Source organism: Leucobacter viscericola (assembly GCF_011299575.1).
Classification (GTDB): domain Bacteria; phylum Actinomycetota; class Actinomycetes; order Actinomycetales; family Microbacteriaceae; genus Leucobacter; species Leucobacter viscericola.
This window is the reverse complement of the sequence record NZ_CP049863.1, coordinates 2,820,806-2,840,805: the sequence shown is the minus strand read 5'-3', so window position 1 is coordinate 2,840,805 and position 20,000 is coordinate 2,820,806. Positions and strand designations below refer to the sequence as shown.

At 61.0% G+C, this 20,000-nt stretch carries 10 protein-coding genes and 1 riboswitch; of the genes, 4 read left to right on the top strand and 6 right to left on the bottom strand.

Annotated features, from left to right (window positions below; translation table 11 throughout):
• Positions 1-721 precede the first annotated feature (721 nt).
• The 4 genes from G7068_RS12305 to glyA all read right to left on the bottom strand — a co-directional run bounded on the left by G7068_RS12305 (position 722) and on the right by glyA (position 8,858).
• Positions 722-5,452 carry an S-layer homology domain-containing protein gene (locus G7068_RS12305; protein ID WP_166292231.1) on the bottom strand — a complete coding sequence of 1,577 codons (4,731 nt, stop codon included), beginning with the start codon at positions 5,450-5,452 and terminating at the stop codon, positions 722-724.
• A 381-nt stretch (positions 5,453-5,833) separates the two neighbouring features.
• Positions 5,834-6,526 carry a VTT domain-containing protein gene (locus G7068_RS12300; RefSeq protein ID WP_166292230.1) on the bottom strand — a complete coding sequence of 231 codons (693 nt, stop codon included), beginning with the start codon at positions 6,524-6,526 and terminating at the stop codon, positions 5,834-5,836.
• A 140-nt stretch (positions 6,527-6,666) separates the two neighbouring features.
• On the bottom strand, positions 6,667-7,569 hold the full coding sequence (locus tag G7068_RS12295; protein WP_166292229.1) for a bifunctional methylenetetrahydrofolate dehydrogenase/methenyltetrahydrofolate cyclohydrolase: 903 nt from the start codon (positions 7,567-7,569) through the stop codon (positions 6,667-6,669).
• 5 nt (positions 7,570-7,574) lie between these two features.
• Positions 7,575-8,858 carry a serine hydroxymethyltransferase gene (gene glyA, locus G7068_RS12290; protein WP_166292228.1) on the bottom strand — a complete coding sequence of 428 codons (1,284 nt, stop codon included), beginning with the start codon at positions 8,856-8,858 and terminating at the stop codon, positions 7,575-7,577.
• Between the two features lie 17 nt (positions 8,859-8,875).
• A riboswitch (ZMP/ZTP riboswitch) is annotated at positions 8,876-8,959 on the bottom strand.
• A 90-nt stretch (positions 8,960-9,049) separates the two neighbouring features.
• Between glyA and purU the strand changes: the two genes are divergently transcribed.
• Complete coding sequence (purU, locus tag G7068_RS12285; RefSeq protein ID WP_166292227.1) at positions 9,050-9,934, top strand: formyltetrahydrofolate deformylase; 885 nt, start codon at positions 9,050-9,052, stop codon at positions 9,932-9,934.
• A 505-nt stretch (positions 9,935-10,439) separates the two neighbouring features.
• On the opposite strand, the gene G7068_RS12280 is transcribed toward purU, so the two are convergent.
• Positions 10,440-11,156: a TetR/AcrR family transcriptional regulator gene (locus G7068_RS12280; protein WP_166292226.1), complete on the bottom strand. Its 717-nt coding sequence runs from the start codon at positions 11,154-11,156 to the stop codon at positions 10,440-10,442.
• Positions 11,157-11,270: 114 nt separating this feature from the next.
• On the opposite strand from G7068_RS12280, the gene G7068_RS12275 reads away from it, so the two are divergent.
• Entirely contained in the window at positions 11,271-12,887 is a 1,617-nt protein-coding gene (locus tag G7068_RS12275) for an amidohydrolase (RefSeq protein ID WP_166292225.1), read from the top strand.
• A 40-nt stretch (positions 12,888-12,927) separates the two neighbouring features.
• Positions 12,928-14,346 (top strand): APC family permease, encoded by a 1,419-nt coding sequence (locus G7068_RS12270; protein ID WP_166292224.1) that lies wholly within the window; start codon positions 12,928-12,930, stop codon positions 14,344-14,346.
• A 26-nt stretch (positions 14,347-14,372) separates the two neighbouring features.
• Here G7068_RS12270 and G7068_RS12265 read toward each other — a convergent pair whose 3' ends face one another.
• On the bottom strand, positions 14,373-15,200 hold the full coding sequence (locus tag G7068_RS12265; protein WP_166292223.1) for a biotin--[acetyl-CoA-carboxylase] ligase: 828 nt from the start codon (positions 15,198-15,200) through the stop codon (positions 14,373-14,375).
• 224 nt (positions 15,201-15,424) lie between these two features.
• On the opposite strand from G7068_RS12265, the gene G7068_RS12260 reads away from it, so the two are divergent.
• Positions 15,425-19,990, top strand: a complete 4,566-nt coding sequence (locus G7068_RS12260) for a DUF5979 domain-containing protein (protein ID WP_166292222.1) — start codon at positions 15,425-15,427, stop codon at positions 19,988-19,990.
• Positions 19,991-20,000 lie beyond the last annotated feature (10 nt).

Below are 20,000 nucleotides of genomic sequence, written 5' to 3'. Positions count from 1 at the left end.
GAGATGGCTCTCTTGCCACGCACTTGGGATCGGGTGATGCTAACGCCGGAAGTCAGGAGAGGCGTCCTGGTACGCGAATAGACCTCATCAACGACCGCCCAACTCGCGGCATCGATGTTGTCAAGATTTTCCACAACAAGCACGGCTCGCGGTTGGCTCAGAACAGCCTCGCATAGTCGCTGCACGACCTGAGACATAGAGGGCGAATCGGGCAGACGGAGATTCTGCCAGAGCTCAGAAAGCCGGAATGCGGCGAGCGGCGCGTTACTAATAGAGGCTGAACACCTAATCCCGAACACCGCGTAACCCAGTGGAGAAAGCTGAGCTACGATCTCTTGCTGAGCCTTTGCGCTTCCACCGGTCACTCCAGAAATATGGACTGAGACCGCATCTTGAATGAGCGCAACCGCGTTCCTCGACTCCTCTCGAAAAAGTAAACTATTACCTCTCTTGCGCGAAGTTAAAGACATGCTACCCCCCCAAGGTAAAGCAAGATGTCTGCGCCAACTTCCAGGCGTTAAGCGAAGACAAAAAGCCAGTTCACCGCCCTCAGGCGCCCCTACTGGCAAAGATTTTCCAAACAAAAATGAGCCCCTCGCAGCCATAGCGCACTCACTCGTTGCGAGGGACTGTGTCTCCTGCGGGCTGGGCGATCCCGAGCGAATTAAAACCAATGGTTTTGACTCGCTCGGGATCGTACAACCCACGGGAGGGGTGTCAGCTACTTGCGGTAGTCGAGCACCAGTCGGTAGATGAACGCTGCCATCGCCTGACGCGACAGGTCATCCTTCGGCCAGTACTCCTTCCCTGCAGCTGTCTTGTTGCCGGTGGAGAGCTTCACGTCGTACATCCACGAGATCTCCTTATAGAACGACATCCCCGGCTTCATATCTGCCATCGGCGACACCTTCGGTGCCGTGTAGTTCTTCGGAGCCTCGAGGCGGTAGATGAACGCTGCCATCGCCTCACGCGTCAGTGATGCGTGTGGTCGGAACGTCGGCTTTCCGCCGGCTTCCTTGTACCCGGTAGAGAGTTTCGCTTCGTACATCCACGCCATCTCTTTGTAGAAGGAGTCGCCTGGGTTGACATCCGCGAACGGTGACACCTTCGGTGCCTGGTAGTTCTTCGGAGCTTCCATTCGGAAGATGAACGCTGCCATCGCCTGACGCTCCAGGTTGTCGGCCGGCTTGTACAGCGGCTTGCCCGCAGCCTGCTTCCAACCGGTGGAGTACTTCATGCACTCCATCCAGTCGATCTCCTTATAGAACTTGTGGCTCAACGGAGTATCTGCAAACACGGGCGTCTTGCGAGGCACGTCACAAACAGTATGCGTAGAAGGCTTCACCGTCATGGACACAGACTGTGACACAATCCCTGCTGAGTTCTTCGCGGTCACCGTGAACTTAAACGTTCCCGACTCGGAGGCAGTCCCCGAGATCACACCAGTCTTCGCGTCCAGGGACAGGCCCTTGGGAAGCTTGCCTGACGAGACAGTGAACGACGGCGCAGGCGTGCCCGAAGACTTCACCTGGGCGCTGTACTTCACGCCCACCGTGGCCACCGGCAGTGACGCAGTGCTGATCTTCGGGGCAACCGGATCTCCACCCGTCTCACCAGCATTAGCATTTCCATTATTTGTACCGGACGCATTGCCCGCCGCATTCGACGACGCGTCCGTGTCGGCAGCCGACTTAGATGCGCCTGACGCATCCTTGTTGCCAGCTGTTGAACCGCCGGCGCCAGCAATGCTGTTGCCGTTCGAGTCCTGCGAACCTACCGCAGAACCCTTTGCAGCAGAACCAGCCGTGGCCGATGCGTCTTTCGACGCATCATTGTTGCCAGCAGAAGCGGCAGCAGCGCTTGCATCGTGGTTCGCGGCAGCTGAGGCTGCGCCCCTGCTATCAGAATCCGCAGCACCGATCGCAGCACCAACCGCACCAGCCTGCTGGTTACCATCAGCCTTCGCCGAAGCAGAAGCCGACGCCGACGCGTTCTTGCCACCCTGGGTCGTGCCATTCTTACCGCTGGCGTTTCCGGAGGCGTTCGAGGAAGCGGCCGACATTGATGCGCCTGTCGCGTCCTTGTTGCCGGTGGTTGAGCCGCCAGCACCAGCGATGCTGTTGCCATTCGAGTTCTGCGAACCTTCCGCAGCACCCTGCGCGGCAGAACCAGCGGTGGCCGAAGCATCCTTCGACGCATCCGTGTTACCAGCAGAAGCGGCAGCAGCAGAAGCATCGTGATTTGCCGCAGCAGACGCTGTGGTCGTGCCATCAGAATTGGCAGCACCAATCGCAGCACCAACCGCACCAGCCTGCTGGTTTCCGTCAGCCTTCGCTGAAGCGGAAGCAGACGCTGACGCGTTCTTGCCACCCTGGGTCGTGCCGTTCTTACCGGTTGCGTTGTTCGTACCAGACGCGTTCGTCGATGCGTTCGTGTCGGCAGCCGACTTCGACGCACCCGACGCATCACCTGTTGCCGTCGTTGAACCGGCAGCACCAGCGACACTGTCGCCTTCCGAGTCCTGCGAACCTACCGCAGAACCCTGAGCGGCAGAACCAGCCGTGGCCGACGCATCCTTCGACGCATCATTGTTGCCAGCAGAAGCGGCAGCAGCAGACGCGTCGTGGTTCGCGGCAGCGGAAGCTGCGCCCTTGTCGTCGGAATCGGCAGCACCAACCGCTGCTCCCTGAGCCGCGGCCTGGCTGTTGTTGTCAGCCTGTGCCGAAGCGGAAGCAGACGCTGACGCGTTCTTGCCACCCTGGGTCGTACCGTTCTTACCGCTGGCGTTACCAGACGCGTTCGAGGAAGCGGCTGACATGGACGCGCCAGTCGCATCCTTGTTACCCGTTGTCGAGCCCGCGGCGCCAGCAACACTGTCGCCTTCCGAGTCCTGCGAACCTACCGCAGAACCCTGAGCCGCAGAACCAGCCGTAGCCGACGCATCCTTCGACGCATCCGCGTTACCAGCAGAAGCGGCAGCAGCAGAAGCATCGTGGTTCGCCGCAGCGGACGCTGTGCTGTTGCCTTCAGAATCGGCAGCTCCGACCGCAGCACCGACCGCACCGGCCTGTTGATTTCCATCAGCCGTCGCGGAGGCAGAAGCGGAAGCGGAAGCGTTCTTGCCGCCCTGGGTCGTGCCATTCTTACCGGTTTCGTTGTTCGTACCAGACCCGTTCCCCGATGTATTCGACGACGCATTTGTACCAGATGCGCTCCCCGATGCGTTCGACGATGCATCGGTGTCAGCAGCCGACTTAGAAGCGCCTGACGCATCCTTGCTACCGGTCGTTGAACCCGCAGCACCAGCAATGCTGTCGCCGTTCGAATCCTGCGAACCTACCGCAGAACCCTGAGCCGCAGAACCGGCCGTGGCCGATGCGTCCTTCGAGGCATCCGCATTGCCAGCAGAAGCGGCAGCAGCAGAGGCATCGTGATTTGCCGCAGCGGACGCTGTGCTCTTGCCTTCAGAATCGGCAGCACCGACCGCAGCACCAACGGCACCAGCCTGCTGGTTACCATCAGCCTTCGCTGAAGCAGAAGCCGACGCCGACGCGTTCTTGCCACCCTGGGTCGTACCGTTCTTGCCGCTGGCGTTACCAGACGCATCCGTATCAGCAGCCGAAACAGACGCACCTGACGCATCCTTGCTACCCGTCGTTGAACCTGCAGCACCAGCAATGCTGTCGCCGTTCGAATCCTGCGAACCTACCGCAGAACCCTGAGCCGCAGAACCAGCCGTAGCTGATGCGTCCTTCGAGGCATCCGCGTTGCCAGCAGAAGCGGCAGCAGCAGAAGCATCGTGATTTGCCGCAGCGGACGCTGTGCTCTTGCCTTCAGAATCGGCAGCACCGACCGCAGCACCAACGGCACCAGCCTGCTGGTTACCATCAGCCTTCGCCGAAGCAGAAGCCGACGCCGAGGCGTTCTTGCCACCCTGGGTCGTACCGTTCTTGTTACCCTGCACACCCGTGTTCGCGCCAGACGCGTTCCCCGCCGCATTCGACGACGCATCCGTGTCAGCAGCCGACTTCGACGCACCAGACGCATCCGAATTCGCCGTCGTTGAACCCGCAGCACCAGCAATGCTGTCGCCGTTCGAATCCTGCGAACCTACCGCAGAACCCTGAGCCGCAGAACCAGCCGTAGCCGACGCATCCTTCGAGGCATCCGCATTGCCAGCAGAAGCGGCAGCAGCAGAAGCATCGTGATTTGCCGCAGCGGACGCTGTGCTCTTGCCTTCAGAATCGGCAGCACCGACCGCAGCACCAACCGCACCAGCCTGCTGGTTACCATCAGCCTTCGCCGAAGCAGAAGCCGACGCCGACGCGTTCTTGCCACCCTGGGTCGTACCGTTCTTGCCACTGGCGTTTCCGGACGCATCCGTATCAGCAGCCGAAACAGATGCACCGGAAGCATCTTGGTTGCCGGTCGTTGAGCCCGCGGCGCCAGCAACACTGTCGCCTTCCGAGTCCTGCGAACCTACCGCAGAACCCTGAGCCGCAGAACCAGCCGTAGCCGACGCATCCTTCGACGCATCCGCGTTACCAGCAGAAGCGGCAGCAGCAGAAGCATCGTGATTTGCCGCAGCGGACGCTGTGCTCTTGCCTTCAGATTCGGCAGCACCGACCGCAGCACCAACCGCACCAGCCTGCTGGTTACCATCAGCCGTCGCTGAAGCGGAAGCTGAAGCGGAAGCATTCTTGCCCGCCTGCACGCCACCATTCTTTGGCGGCACGGTCCCGTCAACCGCACACTTATTTGGAGCTTGCGTGTCGTCGAATATCGCCTTGTTTGGATTTCGGGCAAACAGCTCACACAGCTGTGGGGTACGGGGGTCGTTTTGTTCGACATACGCAATGTTGAGCGGAACGTCGGTGCCGGTCAGCGCAACAACTTTCACCGGAACCTTCACTTCGACCCAGTTGTGGTCTCCGCCTTTGTTATCCATCACAGGGAACCCAGGGATGTTAATCGTAACCAGGTAGTTGTTCAGCGAAGAGACCGTGGCCGTTTCAGGAATCCAGCCCTGGCTCCACCACATTTCCGGAGCAAAGTACGGCGGTGGCATGACTTTAAGACCGCTCGGGACGCTGTCGACGATAGTCATCGGACCAGCCGGGGTCATGTAGTTCACACCGATTCTGATGTAGTAGTTGAACGTATCACCCACTGCCAATGGCAGGTTTGGGTTGTGATCGTTTCTCATCGTGAACACGTCGGGAAGCCAACCCTTTTCGCCCATAACTCGGCTGCTCGCGCCGGAAGGCCCTGGAACAGGGGCTTGCGCTTCGTCAGCACCCGCTGGAGCACTCGTCGCGGAATCATTCGCTTCTTGGGTCGGGCTCTCGGTCGCATTTGCTGGAACTGCTGCCTGGGCTACTCCGCCTCCTGAGAGCACAACAGTGAGTGCCAGGGCGAACGTCAGCTTTCTTCGTAATGATTTAAATTCCAATATGGTTCCTCAAATTATGCAAAATCTAATAATTAGATTTCCGGTGGAATTGTGAAATCGGAATCATTGATGAGTGGGGTTCCCATCAATGCAGGGACGATCACACAGGTGTACCTTGCTATATGTCAGCACACCCGGGATGCCTACCAGCACACAACTGTCCAGAATTTGAGTAGTAACCGGGTTAAAGCGGATCAAAATGAGTGACCCGACAAGCACTCTGAGTACGGCGCGTGTTTCCGCTTCTCAGCAAGTCATACCTGAGGGGTCAAGAATTACGACAGGAAGAACGTTCGTCGTCAACGAGAAAATACTCACGTGCGGGGAGCGTTTCGACCTCACGCCGCACGAGGAGCCCGCTAGCGGGGCACAGATATTGCGTTACTCGACGCCAGCCCGGCGCTTCGCCCGCCACGACATAAACGCACGAATCGCCTCGATCAGAATCGGGATACCCGGGATCAGCACGAGCACAATGATGAATACCTCACTGTACTCACGCACAAACGGGATCTGGCCGAGGAAGAAGCCGATCAGGGTCACACCAACACCCCAGAGCAGCGCTCCGATTGCGTTGTACGTTACGAAGTGGCGATAGCGCATCTGACCGACACCCGCGGCGGCAGGCACAAAAGCGCGGAACACGGGGAGGAAGCGCGCGATGATAATCGCCTTCGGGCCGTGCTTTTCGAAGAACGCGTGCGTACGCGCAACATTCTCGGGGTTAAAGAGACGACTCTTCTCTTTCTTGAAGATCGCGGGGCCAAGTTTTCGGCCGATCATGAAGCCCATTTGGTCGCCAGCAAACGCGAAGGCAAATAGCAGGATGCAGGTGATCCAGATCGGCACATCGATGACGCCGGTGGCTGTGAACAGTCCGACGGTAAACAGCAGCGAATCACCGGGCAGGAACGCGAGCACCAGCACGCCGGTTTCCAAGAACACAAAGGCGCACGCGAGGATCAGTGCGATCCACCCACCGGTCTTGAGAAGCGTTTCAGGATCAAGCCAGTCGATCCCGAGAAGTGCTGGAACGGTCGCGAGCACGCTCGCTGCGGAAATCGGCAGTGTCACAGAGCGGCTCGACTTTCGTGTCGGTGGTTTTGAGCGCGAAGCAATGGCCCCCACTCATTATGCACGCCCCCGCTGGGACGAAACCGGAGGCGCTCCTGCCACCTGGCAAGGAGCAGCCCCCGGGGTAAGGTGACGGCAACCTACGCCGAAGCGCGCTCCGCCATCTCTACAACGTTCTTCAGCAGCAGGGCCCGGGTCATGGGACCAACCCCACCCGGGTTTGGCGAGATCCAACCCGCAACATTTGCGACCTCGGGCGAGACGTCGCCCACAACGCGGCTCTTGCCGGTCTCGGGATCAACCTTGCGCGACACACCCACGTCAAGCACGATCGCACCCGGCTTCACGTCTTCGGCCCGCACAATCCCTTCGACACCGGCCGCTGCCACGATCACATCGGCCCGGCGCAGCTCGGCGCCCAGATCCTTTGTGCCCGTGTGCGTCAGCGTCACGGTTGCGTTGTACTCGCGCCTGGTGAGCAGCGGGCCGATGGGGCGCCCGACCGTCACACCGCGGCCGACAACAACCACGTGTTTGCCTGCCCAGGAGAGGCCGTTGCGCTCAACCAGCTCGATGACACCGCGCGGTGTGCACGGCAGCGGCGAGTTGATCTCGGTGTTCGCGTTCAACACGAGCCGACCGAGGTTGGTCGGGTGCAGGCCGTCGGCGTCTTTCGCGGGGTCGATGCACTCGAGAATGCGATCGGTGTCGATGTGCTTCGGCAGCGGCAGCTGCACGATGTAGCCGGTGCAGCTCTCGTCGGCGTTCAACTCCGCGAGTACCGCTTCAAGCTCTTCCTGCGTCACCGACTCGGGCAGCTCACGCTTGATCGAGGTGATGCCCACCTCGGCGCAGTCGCGGTGCTTGCCCGCGACGTACCACTGCGAGCCAGGATCCTCACCGACGAGCACCGTTGCAAGGCCCGGGGTGACCCCGCGGGCCTTGAGCGCGGTGACTCGTTCAGTGAGTTCCTGCTTGATCGCGGCCGCCGCAGCGGTTCCGTTGAGGATCTGCGCTGACTGACGAGCGTTTTCGCTTGTCACGCGGCTTACCACTCCTCGAGACCGGGGTAGAGCGGGAACGCGTCGGCGAGCGCCTTTACGCGCGCCGACAGGGCGTCAACGTCGCCCGACTGCTGCAGCGTCTGCGCGACGATGTCGGCGACCTCGGTGAACTCGGCATCGCCAAAGCCACGGGTTGCGAGAGCGGGGGTACCGATCCGCAGGCCGCTGGTGACCATCGGCGGGCGGGGATCGAACGGTACAGCGTTGCGGTTCACGGTGATGCCCACAGCGTGCAGCGCGTCTTCCGCCTGCTGCCCGTCGAGGGGTGAGTTGCGCAGGTCGGCGAGCACGAGGTGCACGTCGGTGCCACCGGTGAGCACGTCAACACCCGCTGCGCGCGAGGCCTCGGTGGTTAGTGCGTCAGCGAGAAGCTTTGCGCCCGACACGGTGCGCAGCTGACGCTCCTTGAACTCGTCGGTCGCCGCAAGCTTGAACGCAGTCGCCTTCGCGGCGATCACGTGCATCAGCGGCCCACCCTGCTGACCGGGGAACACGTTCGAGTTGAGCTTCTTGTAAATCTCGAGATCGTTGGTGAGGATGAAGCCCGAGCGGGGGCCACCAATGGTCTTGTGTACGGTCGACGAGGTGACGTGTGCGTGCGGCACGGGGCTCGGGTGGATGCCCGCTGCAACGAGGCCTGCGAAGTGGGCCATATCAACCCAGAGGGTCGCACCAACCTCGTCAGCGATCGCGCGGAACGCAGCGAAGTCGAGCGTGCGGGGGTACGCCGACCAGCCCGCGATGATGACCTTGGGCTTCGTCTCGAGGGCCTTCTGGCGCACAACATCCATGTCGACAAGGAATGTTTCGGGGTCAACGCCGTACGAGACAACGTTGTAGAGCTTGCCCGAGAAGTTCAGCTTCATGCCGTGGGTGAGGTGGCCACCGTGCGAGAGTTCAAGACCGAGGATGGTATCGCCTGGTTCGGCGATCGCCGAAAGCACCGCGGCGTTAGCCGAGGCACCCGAGTGAGGCTGCACGTTGGCGTACTTCGCGCCGAAGAGGCTCTTGGCCCGATCCCGAGCGAGGTCTTCTGCAACGTCAACGAACTCGCAGCCGCCGTAGTAGCGACGCCCCGGGTAGCCCTCGGCGTACTTGTTGGTGAGCACGGAGCCTTGCGACTCGAGCACGGCGCGAGGCACGAAGTTCTCACTCGCGATCATCTCGAGCGTCGAACGCTGGCGATTGAGCTCGTCGCGCAGAACGGCAGCAATCTCAGGATCGACGACCTCAAGTGGCTCGTTAAAAAAAGCGGACTGGGTTGACATAGACATTCCTCCATGAACTTTGCGACCCAGGCGAGCGGCCTAAAACTGAGAGTGTCGTTCCCCGATGGTGTCCCATCTGCACGCCAGTCACGACGAGAATCATCTTAGCAAGGAGTTGCTGGGCGGCAAGATTCTGCGACTCGCAAGCTCGCGCAGAATGACCATGGGTGCGGGCGCTACCCTTGTATCTCGTGAACACCAGCGCTCAAACCAGCTCCGCCACTCAGTGGGTACTGACCCTCTCTTGCATCGACGGTCCCGGCATCGTGCACGCCATCAGCGGCGCGATCGTCGCGGCGGGCGGCAATATCGCCGAGAGCCAGCAGTTTGCCAGCGCCGATACCGGTCGATTCTTCATGCGCCTGCAGGTTGAGGCGGTTTCGCAGCCCGAGACATTTGAGTCTCGCTTCAACAGCACGCTTGCTCCGGTGACGGAGCGGTACAACATGGCCTGGCGCCTCGACAGGGTTGGGCGCCCAGTGCGCACGCTGATCCTCGCCTCCACCGCCACACACTGCGTCAACGATTTGCTTTACCGCCGCCGCGGCGGTCAGCTGCCCATCGAGGTGCCGCTTGTGCTCTCAAACCACGACACGGTGCGCGACATCGCCGAGTTCTACGGGGTGCCGTTCGAGCAGCGCGCGATCGCCGGCGCCGCCGACAAGGCAGCCTTCGAGGCGCGCGTCATTGAGGCGGTTGAAGAGCTCGACATCGAGCTCGTTGTGCTCGCCCGCTACATGCAGATCCTCTCCCCCGAGCTGTGTGAGGCACTCGAGGGCAAGGCGATCAACATTCACCATTCGTTCTTGCCGGGCTTTAAGGGCGCAAACCCCTACAAGCAGGCGCACCAGCGCGGCGTGAAGCTCATCGGCGCGACGGCCCACTTCGTCACAACGGACCTCGACGAGGGCCCAATCATCGAACAGGACGTCACCCGCGTTGATCACTCCTACTCCCCACGCGAACTCGTGCAGTTGGGGCAAGACGAAGAGGCCCGCGTGCTGCGTCGTGCCGTGAACTGGTTTGCGGAGAACAGGATTCTCGCCGACGGGGATCGCACGATCATCTTCCGCTAACCTCAGCGTCTCGCGTTTACTCTCAACCGCACGCCCTCCTTTTCAAGGACGGTCGTGCGGTTGAGTGCTTTTACAGCACCCGCGAAATATCGACCATGCCGTTTCACATGCAGTTCAGGCAACCTTAAAAACCCTCAGCAAATGCACACTGAAATAAGCGCGCGCTCCCATCAACAATGAACGTACTATTCACATTAACCCGCTGCTCGGGAGCCACACCAGGGGAATGCAAGCGTCACAGCTCCCGAGCACGGTGTAACGCTTCACCGACACACAGGAGCAATCATGAAGAACATGACGAAGACCACCCTCGCGGACACGCAGATCGACGGTTCGATCTAGTCCGCCCCACAGATCCCCCCAAGGGAAAAACAGGAGGTGATCAGGATGCAGCCCAACCCAACGCGCATCGCGCGGGACCATTACCGCTCGGGGAATCCCAATTTCTACCCCTCTCTACGCGCGGGCATCCTGGTCATCTCCGCTATCTCAGCAGCGATCGCAACTATTTGAGCGCACTCCCCCGAAGCGATTCGAGCTCGGCACGAAGGCCGTGCACGATCGCTCGAATGCCGAGCTGGAAGGCATCGTCGGCCGGTGACGTTCCCGCCGCTGCGAGGTGGGCGTTCCGCGCCGCGTACGCCGCCGCAAAGTCGGGGACATCGTCGCGCGCGCCGGGATCCAGCATCGTCGGATCTGCAGCGGCGTCGAGCGCGGAGCCGAGCACAAACGACTCAATGGCAACAATCACCGAGAGTGCTCGTTCTCGCGGCCACCCAGCGTCAACGAGCGCCCGGGAGACCAGGTCGTACATGAGGCTTGTTCGAGCGTCAGCGCTCAGGGGCTGCGTGGCGAGCAAGGCAATCGTGGGAGGATGCGCGGCAAACGCGGCCCGATAGGAATCGGCCCAGCTGATCATCGCGGCGTCCCACTCAAGACGATCGAACACTCCGACATCCATGCGGTCGCTGATCTGTTCGCGAATACCCGCGATCAGTTCTTCGCGCCCCGAAACGTGGTTGTACAGGGCGGAAGGTCGCACACCGAGTTCACGGGCAACCTCGCGCATGCTGGCACCAGACTCACCGCGTTCGTCTAGCAAGCGCAGAGCGGTCTCCAAGATGAGCTGCCGGTTCAACAGCGGCGTTTTTGGGCGCCCTGCCCGCCGCTGCTGCTTCTCCTCTGCCACAAGCAATGACCCTATCGCGTCGAGTTTCTCCATCGAGTAACACTTTTCTTCCTTTTCGTATTATCCTCGAACCCGAGCAGAAAAAGAACCCTGTTCATTTAAGTGGGAAACTGACCCGCGCGTCACACCAAGCAAGGAGGCTTTCGCATGAAGACCACGGTTTTCACGGGTGGCACGATCCTCATCGATCCAGCACAAGCAGGCAGCAGCGTGACAAGCAGCGCGCTCGCAATGCGTGACGGGGTTGTTGTGGCGATCGGGTCTGAGGCTGAGCCCCTGGCAGCGGAGGCCAACGCGGAGGTCATAGACCTCGAGGGCGGCACACTCACCCCCGCGGTCGGCGACGGTCACGCCCACCCCATGCTCGGTGGTCTGGAATCGCTCGGACCAGCCATCAGGCAGGCGTCCGACATCCCGGGAATCCTCGAGGCTGTTGCAACCTGGCGCGCAGAGCACCCCGAGGCAACGTGGATCGTGGGCGGCAGCTACGACGCAACGTTTGCGCCCGGCGGCTACTTCGACGCGCACTGGCTCGACGAGGTCACCGGAGACACCCCCACCATTCTTCGCTCCTGGGACTACCACACAGTCTGGGTGAACTCCGCAGCGCTCGCAGCCGCGGGGATCACCGCCGATACGCCGGATCCCGCGCTCGGACGCATCGTGCGGCGCGCGGACGGCTCCCCACTCGGCACGCTACAGGAAGCCGCGGCCAATGACTTTCTCGCCAACATCGTGCCCTCGTTCACGCTCGAGGAGCGGATCGATGCGCTCGAACGCGCCACTCGCACGTACGCTGCCCAGGGAACCACGTGGATTCAAGACGCCTGGGTCGAGGCGAGCGACCTTGAGGTCTACCTGGCCGCAGTGGCGCAGGATCGCCTGCACACTCGAGTGAACCTCGCGTTCAGGGCCGATCCCGCGCGGTGGCGGGCACAGCTCACCGAGTTCGTTACCGCGCGAGCGCAGGTTCGGGATCTAGCCGCCGATCGCCTGAGCGGCGAAACCGTCAAGTTCTTCCTCGACGGCGTGATCGAGAGCCACACCGCCGCGCTGATCGAACCCTACGCCGATCTGCCCGACGAGCGCGGCCTGCCGAACTGGACCAGGGACGAACTTTTCGCCGCAACCCAGGCGTTTGACGCCGAGGGATTCCAGCTACACCTGCACGCGATCGGCGATGCCGCGAATCGCAACGCACTCGACGCGCTTGAGGCGGCGACGCTCACGGATCCGGATCGCGAACGCCACCACGTGATCGCCCACGTCGCTTTGCTCGATCCCGCCGACGTGTCACGTTTTGCGGAGCTCAACGTGATCGCGAACTTCGAGCCCTACTGGGCGCAGTGCGACGCGGTGATGCGCGACCTCACGATCCCGCATCTCGGCGAGCCGCGCGACACCTGGCAGTACCTCATCGGTTCGGTCGAGCGGAGCGGAGCAACGATCTCCTTTGGCAGCGACTGGCCGGTCACCACCCTCGACTGGCGACCCGCGCTCTCCACGGCGATCACCCGGCACAGCCACGAGGACGCCTGCGCCGACGCCTGGCTACCCGAGGAGCGCGTTGACGCGGCCACCGCGCTCGCCGCCTACACCAAGGGCATCGCGCGGCAGGCGCTGGCTCAGGATCGCGGCACGCTTGCGGTTGGCATGGTTGCCGACGCCGTGTGGCTGTCTGCGGACCCCCTCAGCGTGACACCCGAGTCCATCGCAGACCTCACAGTGCACGGCACCTGGCTCGCGGGCGAACGCACCCACTAATACAGACTTCACCACTTCGCACCACTTCAAAGGAGATATTTTGAGCGATTCGAACCAACCACAGTTGAAGAGAGCACTTGGCCTCACCGGCCTCACTCTCTTCGGCGTCACCTACATGACGGTCATCACGGTGTTCACCACCTACGGAATCGTCAACCAGGTCACCGACGGGCACCTGCCCGCGGCCTACATCATCGCCGTTGTTGCGATGCTGTTCACCGCTGGCAGCTACGGTGCGATGGTGCGCCGGTACCCCGTGGCAGGATCGGCCTACACCTACACGCAACAGTCCTTTGGTGGCGCGGCGGGCTTCCTCACCGGTTGGGTCATGCTGCTCGACTACATGTTCATCCCGATGATTAACTTCATGCTCATTGGCATCTACCTGAACACGCAGTTCCCCGCGATCCCGGTCTGGGTGTTTACGCTCGCGGCTCTGCTGCTTGTGCTGCTGTTCAACATCCTGGGTATCACGCTGGTCAACAAGGTCAACATTGCGATCATTGCGCTGTCGGTGATCCTCGTTGTGGTCTTTGTGGTGCTCTCGTTCAAGGAAGCCTTCGGCGGCAACACCTCAGTGAACCTGATCGAGCCCTTCACCTTCGGAGAGGGCGGCATCGGCGCCATCGCTTCGGGCGCGGCCGTCTTGGCGCTTTCGTTCCTCGGCTTCGACGCGGTCTCCACGCTCTCGGAAGAGGCAAAGAACCCGCGCCGCGACATTCCTCGCGCAATTATTCTGGCGACCATGATCGGTGGACTCTGCTTCATCCTCGTCTCTTGGGCGGGCGGGCTCGCCTACCAACCCGACTGGGGTTCACTCTCCGATGGCCAGATCGAAGCCGCGGGTACAACCGTTATCGACAGCTTTAACATGCCCTGGATGACGTCGTTCTTTGTCGCCGTGTACGTGGTTGGCGGACTCGGCTCGGGCATGACCGGCCAGGTCTCGGTCTCGCGCATTCTTTACGCAATGGGCCGCGACGGCATGCTCCCCAAGCCGCTCTCACGCCTGCACAAGCGCTTCGGCACCCCGATCGTCGCCGCCATCACAGTGTCGGTGTTTGCGCTCTCGGCACTGTTCCTGTCACTCGACATCGTCGCGTTCATGATCAGCTTCGGCGCGCTCGCCGCGTTTGCGATGGTGAACCTCTCGGTGATCCGCACCTACATGTTCCCGAAGAATGGACAACGCGAGAAGGTCACGTTCTGGCGAGTGATTCGTTTCGTTGTGTTCCCACTCATCGGCTTCGCGCTGACCATCTGGTTGTGGACCTCGCTGCACGCGGCCACCTGGATCGTGGGTGGCATTTGGCTCCTCATCGGCGTTGGCATCATCGCGATCGTGACGGGCGGCTTCAAGCGCCCCGTTCCGAAGCTCGATTTCTCCGAGCAGGATCCCACCACGCAGCAGATCGATCAGCTCGGTGAGGACTACCCGCTCGAGGGCATGCGGAGCTAGCTGCTTGTTCGGTTGGGGATGCGGAGCTATCGAAGATGCTCCACATCCCCCGCCGACACGGTGAGTTCGCCGCCGGTCGGCAGATCCACCACTAGCGAGCCGTCGTCTGCCAGCGCGCGGGCGCGGCCATCAACTATTTCGTCACCGGGCAGGTGGACACGCACCTCGGTGCCCAGAGTGAGTGAGTGCCTGGCCACGCGATTCCGGGCCGCCTGCGGGTCGACATTTGCAAGTTCAACGAGGCGCAACAGGCCAGCACACACATCGTGCAGAACACGGTCGAGCAGATCCTGACCCGCGGCGTCCGTGAGAAGCTCGGCCCCGCGAACATCGGCTCCCGCTGCGAGCAGCGATGTCGCCCGGTCAGTGGGCAGCTCCCACTCTGGAATGAGCAGGTTGATCCCCATTCCCACGACCACTGAGCCGTCGGGCAGCATTTCGCACAGGATCCCGCACAACTTTTGACCGACTCGCCCCTCTTCGGCGTCGGCCTCCGTGCGCACATGAACATCGTTGGGCCACTTCACGCCGACGCGCATGCCCTCACCGAATAACGGCTGCAGCGCGCCAACAACAGCGGAGCCCGCGAGCAGGGGCAGCCAGCTTGCGGGCAAACCGCTTTTACCAAACCCTCGAATCAGCAACGACGCGGCAACCGCGGTGTCGGCAGGCATGACCCATTCGCGACCAAGACGCCCTTTTCCCGCGGTCTGATCTGCCGTAGCTACGAGCGTGCCATGGGGCGCTCGATCCTCACCCTGCAGCGCCAGTTCTCGCAGCGCAGCATTAGTAGAAGGTACAGCACGATGCCAGATAACCTGCGGTAAAATTGCACGAGTGCGAGTCAGCTCCATGAGGAGAGACTACCGCCAGCTCGAAAGAGCATCTTCCGACCGGTTACTTCTGCGTGAGTTTGGGGTTGCAGAATTTTAATCGGAAAAACTTTTGGTAGTCGCGTAACAAAACGGGGTCAGTTGCATCCAGGGGAGTGAAGAGGGCAATTTTGTTGTCCCCCAATTTGAGTTGCCCTCTTTTTAACTTCGATTCCCTTCGATGTACCGATACAGCTAAGGAAGAAATGTTCCAACGGAAACACCCGCGAACCGGTCGCGCCCGCACCTCGGGCACGCAGCGTGGACTGGCGGCAGCCCTTTCACTCTTTCTACTCTTTTCGCTTCTTCCTACAGGCACCGCCTGGGCAGAAGACGGCGCAAGTGCGGATGCAGGCCCCACGCCCATTGACATGAAGATCGTCACGCAGAGCGATGGCACTCCCGGCTGGGACGGGAACGATGATGCGGGCAATGACTCGGGCCCCAACAACGGCATTGTTCGTGTCAACGACGTCGTCACGTACGAGGTACAGTACGGCGTCAACGATTCCGAGGTAGACAATCTCACCTGGTCGATCAAGTTTCCAAAGGGCATGGAAATCACCGAGGTGCCGGGGTACTGCGTTGGTGGGGGCACAATCGAACCAGCCACAGCGGGAACACCTTCACTGCCCTACTCGTCGTCTTCTATTGATGAGCTCGCCGAGCAGACCTTGACCTGCAACATGGGCTCAATTGCGGTTGAGCGCCAAAAGGTATCAGTCAAGCTACGAGTATTGGGCTTTGTGCCAAACGCACAAGATCTGCCCATCGTCGAGGCAAGTATCAAAGCTGACGGTATCGATGAACCAATTCCTTCGCAGACGCTCCCCTCGGTAAAGGCCTCTTCGCGCCTGCAGTGGGATCTTTCTAAAAACGGCGTTGCCCTAACGGAGAATAGTGGCTACGTTACTGGCCCCGCTTCTGTGGCTTGTCCGTGGGATTCAACGCTAGTCTGCCTCTCAACGGAGTACTCGATCCTGCTCTCTGCACCAAACCAGGGTAAGGGCGCAATGCCCCTCGTCGGCGACTTCACGTTCACCGATGACCTCAGCCCCGAAGCTCTCTTTCCCGGACTGACGGCCCAGCAGTACGCTGCCCTAAACGCCGACCCGGACGCCTACGGCGCTCGCTTCGCCTGCACGGGCTCCTGGGGTCGCATGATTCCCGCGCGTAAAATCGGCGTAACTCAGGCGGGCGTGCTTGCCACGAAAGAAAACTCGGTACGAGACAGCGGATCTTGTACGGCGACCACCGCTGGACCTGGAAAGCCAGTCCAGTTGAAGGTCTCAGGCGCTGATACGAGTCTGCTCACGATCCCCACTAACACTGCGTACCCTGACCAGGCACTTCCTTCCAACCAGGCTTACGCAGTGGCTTTGCCCGTGACGGTTTACGTACCTATTGCCACAATTCGTGACTTCGGGGTCCCGGTGAATGACACCTGGACCTTACAAACCCGCAATACATTCAGCAACCTCTCAATTAACGGGTTCACCGCAGCCGACCACCAGTCAAGCGCGGAACAGCCGACTTGGAACGACTACCGTGCGTTGCCGATGTCTATCTCAATCCCTGGTGGATTCAACAAGTACTTCATGGGTGTTCCTGGCGCCCCTGGAAACACTCCCCCTACGCAGTTTGCATCTGACCCGTCCCTCGGTGAAGGCGTTCCTGGAGGCTCGACCCTGCGTTCCGGAAGCGCGACAGTCGCCGCGACGCAGAAGCTTACGTCTCAGCTTTACTTCACGGGATCCACAACGTCATTGCCGGTTGATCAGAGTGTTATCGGCTGCGACGTTTGGGACAACACAAAGCTGTACCTCTCCGAAGTGGATGGCAAGAGCACGGCGTCGCAGTTGCAGCGGGTACCTTCAAACGGCAAAGCCGTCTGGGTTTCCGGCTACAACAACGTGCTCAAGGCAGACGGCACCGGGGCTCGAGAGGCTCTGACCGCCGCAGATACCCCCGCACTCAAGGTGCAGTACTCCGCTCTCGCCGGCGGATCCGGCGCCGCATCTGAGTGTGGCGATTCAGCAGGGCCCTGGTACGACAATCCCAAAGACGTGCCCGGCAATGACCCCGCAAAACTCAGTGAGGGCGTGTACACCGGGGTTGCCCGCGTGCGAGTGCACCTCATCCTGTCGAAGCCGGTCTCAAACGTGGGTATCTCAAACGTACGTGCGGCCGTCTCGATCGGCATGCAGGTGGCGGACACCGGAATGCCAACCGGCACGATTCTGCCCAACTGGGCCTCCACTAAGCGAGTGAAGAGCGCCTCGCTGTCAATGGCGCAGGTGCTCGCAGCTCCCGGGGCCTGGAGCACATCGACCTATGATCCCGGCACAACGCAGACCACCGGCCACACCGGCAATCTCGGCGACCGCCTGATCCTTGCCGCGGCACAAGTTCGGGTCGACAAGCAGGTGCGCAAAGGCACCTCGGGAGATTTCACTTCAACACCTCCGCAGGTGACCGGCAATGACACGGTTCAGTACCAGATCAGTCCCACGCTCACCAGTGGCGCATCAACTCCGGGCATCTTTAACGAGGTTTGGGTTGAGGATTGCATCGCGTCGACCCAAACATACGCGGATGCGTCGGTCACCCCGACCGTCGTTTCGATCGGTTCGACACCCGCGGATGCCAAACGCCCAGCCTGTGCAGCGGGCGAAACCTACGTGCGTTGGGTGTTCAATGCCGAAGTGAACCAGCCGATCACTCCGATCATTCTTACAACTGAGGTCTCACCTACCGCACCCGATGGAGCTTCATCCAGTGATGTTGTTGCGTGGGCCTCAGAAGATGCGTCGATGCTTACGCAGCGGCGCGACGCCGCGCAAATTCAGATCTCGAACGTCGCGGGTATCAAACTCGAGAAGAAGGCACTTACCCCTGTCGTTCAGGTCAATACTCCAGGTGCAACCAATTTGGAGCGCAACCTCTGGTCAATCACGCTGACCAATACGCTTCCCGTCGTTACTGGATCCGGAGTCTCCGGCCCCGACATCATCGATGTGCTGCCCGCTCAGGGCAAGCTCGGTACTTCATTCCACGGCACATTCACCTTCGATGGTGCGACCGTGACCGAGGGCGGCAGTGACGTCGTGACGCTGTACACAAACTCGACAAGCATCAACGCAAACCCGACCCACTCCTCGAACGGAGCAGCTGGGTCAACTGCCTGGTGTGACGCTCCCAGCGGTGGCAACCTCGTGAGTGGCACGGGATCCTGCCCGACCGGAAATGCGGACGTAACTGGCTTGCGGTTCCAGCGCCCCGGCGCGTACAACCCCGGCGACAAGATCTCAGTTGAGGTCGCGATGGTTGGCAAGGGAAATGCCGCGGGTGACCGCTACGTGAACCGGGCAGCTGCTGCCGCGACCGGTCTTGACCAGTTTGTTGGCCCGCTCGACCGCGCCGAGACCGTAGTCTCGTCTTCCGTAGGCAGCCATGTGTGGTGGGACTTCAATCGCAGCGGGGTTCTCGGTGGCGACGGCGATCTGCCCGAGCCCGGCGCACCCAACGTGAGTGTGCACCTCGTCGGAACTGACGATCTTGGCAACGCCGTTGATCGCACAACCACCACCGACGAAAACGGTGATTACCACTTCGACGGTCTGCGTTCTTCCGACGCCAACGGCTACGTTGTCACCTTCAGCAAGCCCACTGGAGCCTCGGCATTCACTGAGCAGAACGCTGCAGGATCCGCGCCTGGAACCGCCTCGGTGCCTGATGTGACGTCGGGCGCCAGCGCACCGGTAGTCGTCGGTACCAACGAGTCCAACACCACCATTAATGCGGGTCTCATCGCTGATGGCAGCCTCAACATCCAGAAGACACTCAAGGGTGCCGGCGTGAAACCGTTCAGCGCGAAGGATCCGCTTGAGTTCGGTGTGGAGTGCACGCTGAACGACGAGAGTGTCTATTCAAACACCATCACGCTTCAGCCCGACGGCTCGGAGTCGGTCAGTTCGGCAGTGCTCGGGCCGATTCCGGCTTTCGCCAAGTGTGTTGTGACTGAAACGGCTTCGCCGCGCTCAGACAAGGATCTTGATCCTGAGCCCGTCACAGTGACCATTCCATGGGACAGCTCGGCCCAAGCCGCTGGCAATGTAACGGCCTCGCTGACAAACTACTACTCAGCGGGCAAGGTCCAGCTGACGAAGCAGCTCAAGGGCGACCCGAAGCGCCTCAAGCAAGTGGAAAAAACGAAATTCACCTTCCTCGTGACCTGCCAGATCGAGGAGAAAAACGCGAGTGGTGACTCGGTGCGATCAACCCTGTTCTCGGGCACTTGGAAGGTGCGTGGTGGTGAGACGGTGATTCTCGGCAACAGCAACAGTCAGGTCATCGCGTTACCTCTCGGCGCTCGCTGCTTTGGCGAAGAGACCAACAGCGGCGGGGCGACCGAAAGCTCGATTGATCATTCTTCGTATGACAACGGTGCAGCTGTAACGATTGGAACACCCGAAAAGGTGCAGACCCTTTCCTTAACCGCAGTCAATACGTTCACTTGCGCCGGAGGTGCTTGTGACGAGAAAACCACTACGTGCACAGGGCCAAAGTGCCCCACTCAGGGACCCGGAAACGGTGGTGGTACGAACCCGGGCGGAACGCCGGGCAATGGCACGCCCGCCACGGATGGAGCTCCGATGCTCGCGCTGACGGGTGGGTCACTGGCTCTGCTCGGGTACAGCGCACTTGGATTAATCGCTGTTGGCCTAGTGCTGTGGCGACGACGTCCTCGCGCACGGTCTGAAGCCAACTAGCGGATCGCTA

Excerpts from the sequence above, each read along its gene's own strand:
- glyA (WP_166292228.1), bottom strand. The coding sequence starts at position 8,858 with ATGTCAACCCAGTCCGCTTTTTTTAACGAGCCACTTGAGGTCGTCGAT.
- G7068_RS12280 (WP_166292226.1), bottom strand. The coding sequence starts at position 11,156 with ATGGAGAAACTCGACGCGATAGGGTCATTGCTTGTGGCAGAGGAGAAG.
- G7068_RS12275 (WP_166292225.1), top strand. The coding sequence starts at position 11,271 with ATGAAGACCACGGTTTTCACGGGTGGCACGATCCTCATCGATCCAGCA.
- G7068_RS12265 (WP_166292223.1), bottom strand. The coding sequence starts at position 15,200 with ATGGAGCTGACTCGCACTCGTGCAATTTTACCGCAGGTTATCTGGCAT.
- G7068_RS12260 (WP_166292222.1), top strand. The coding sequence starts at position 15,425 with ATGTTCCAACGGAAACACCCGCGAACCGGTCGCGCCCGCACCTCGGGC.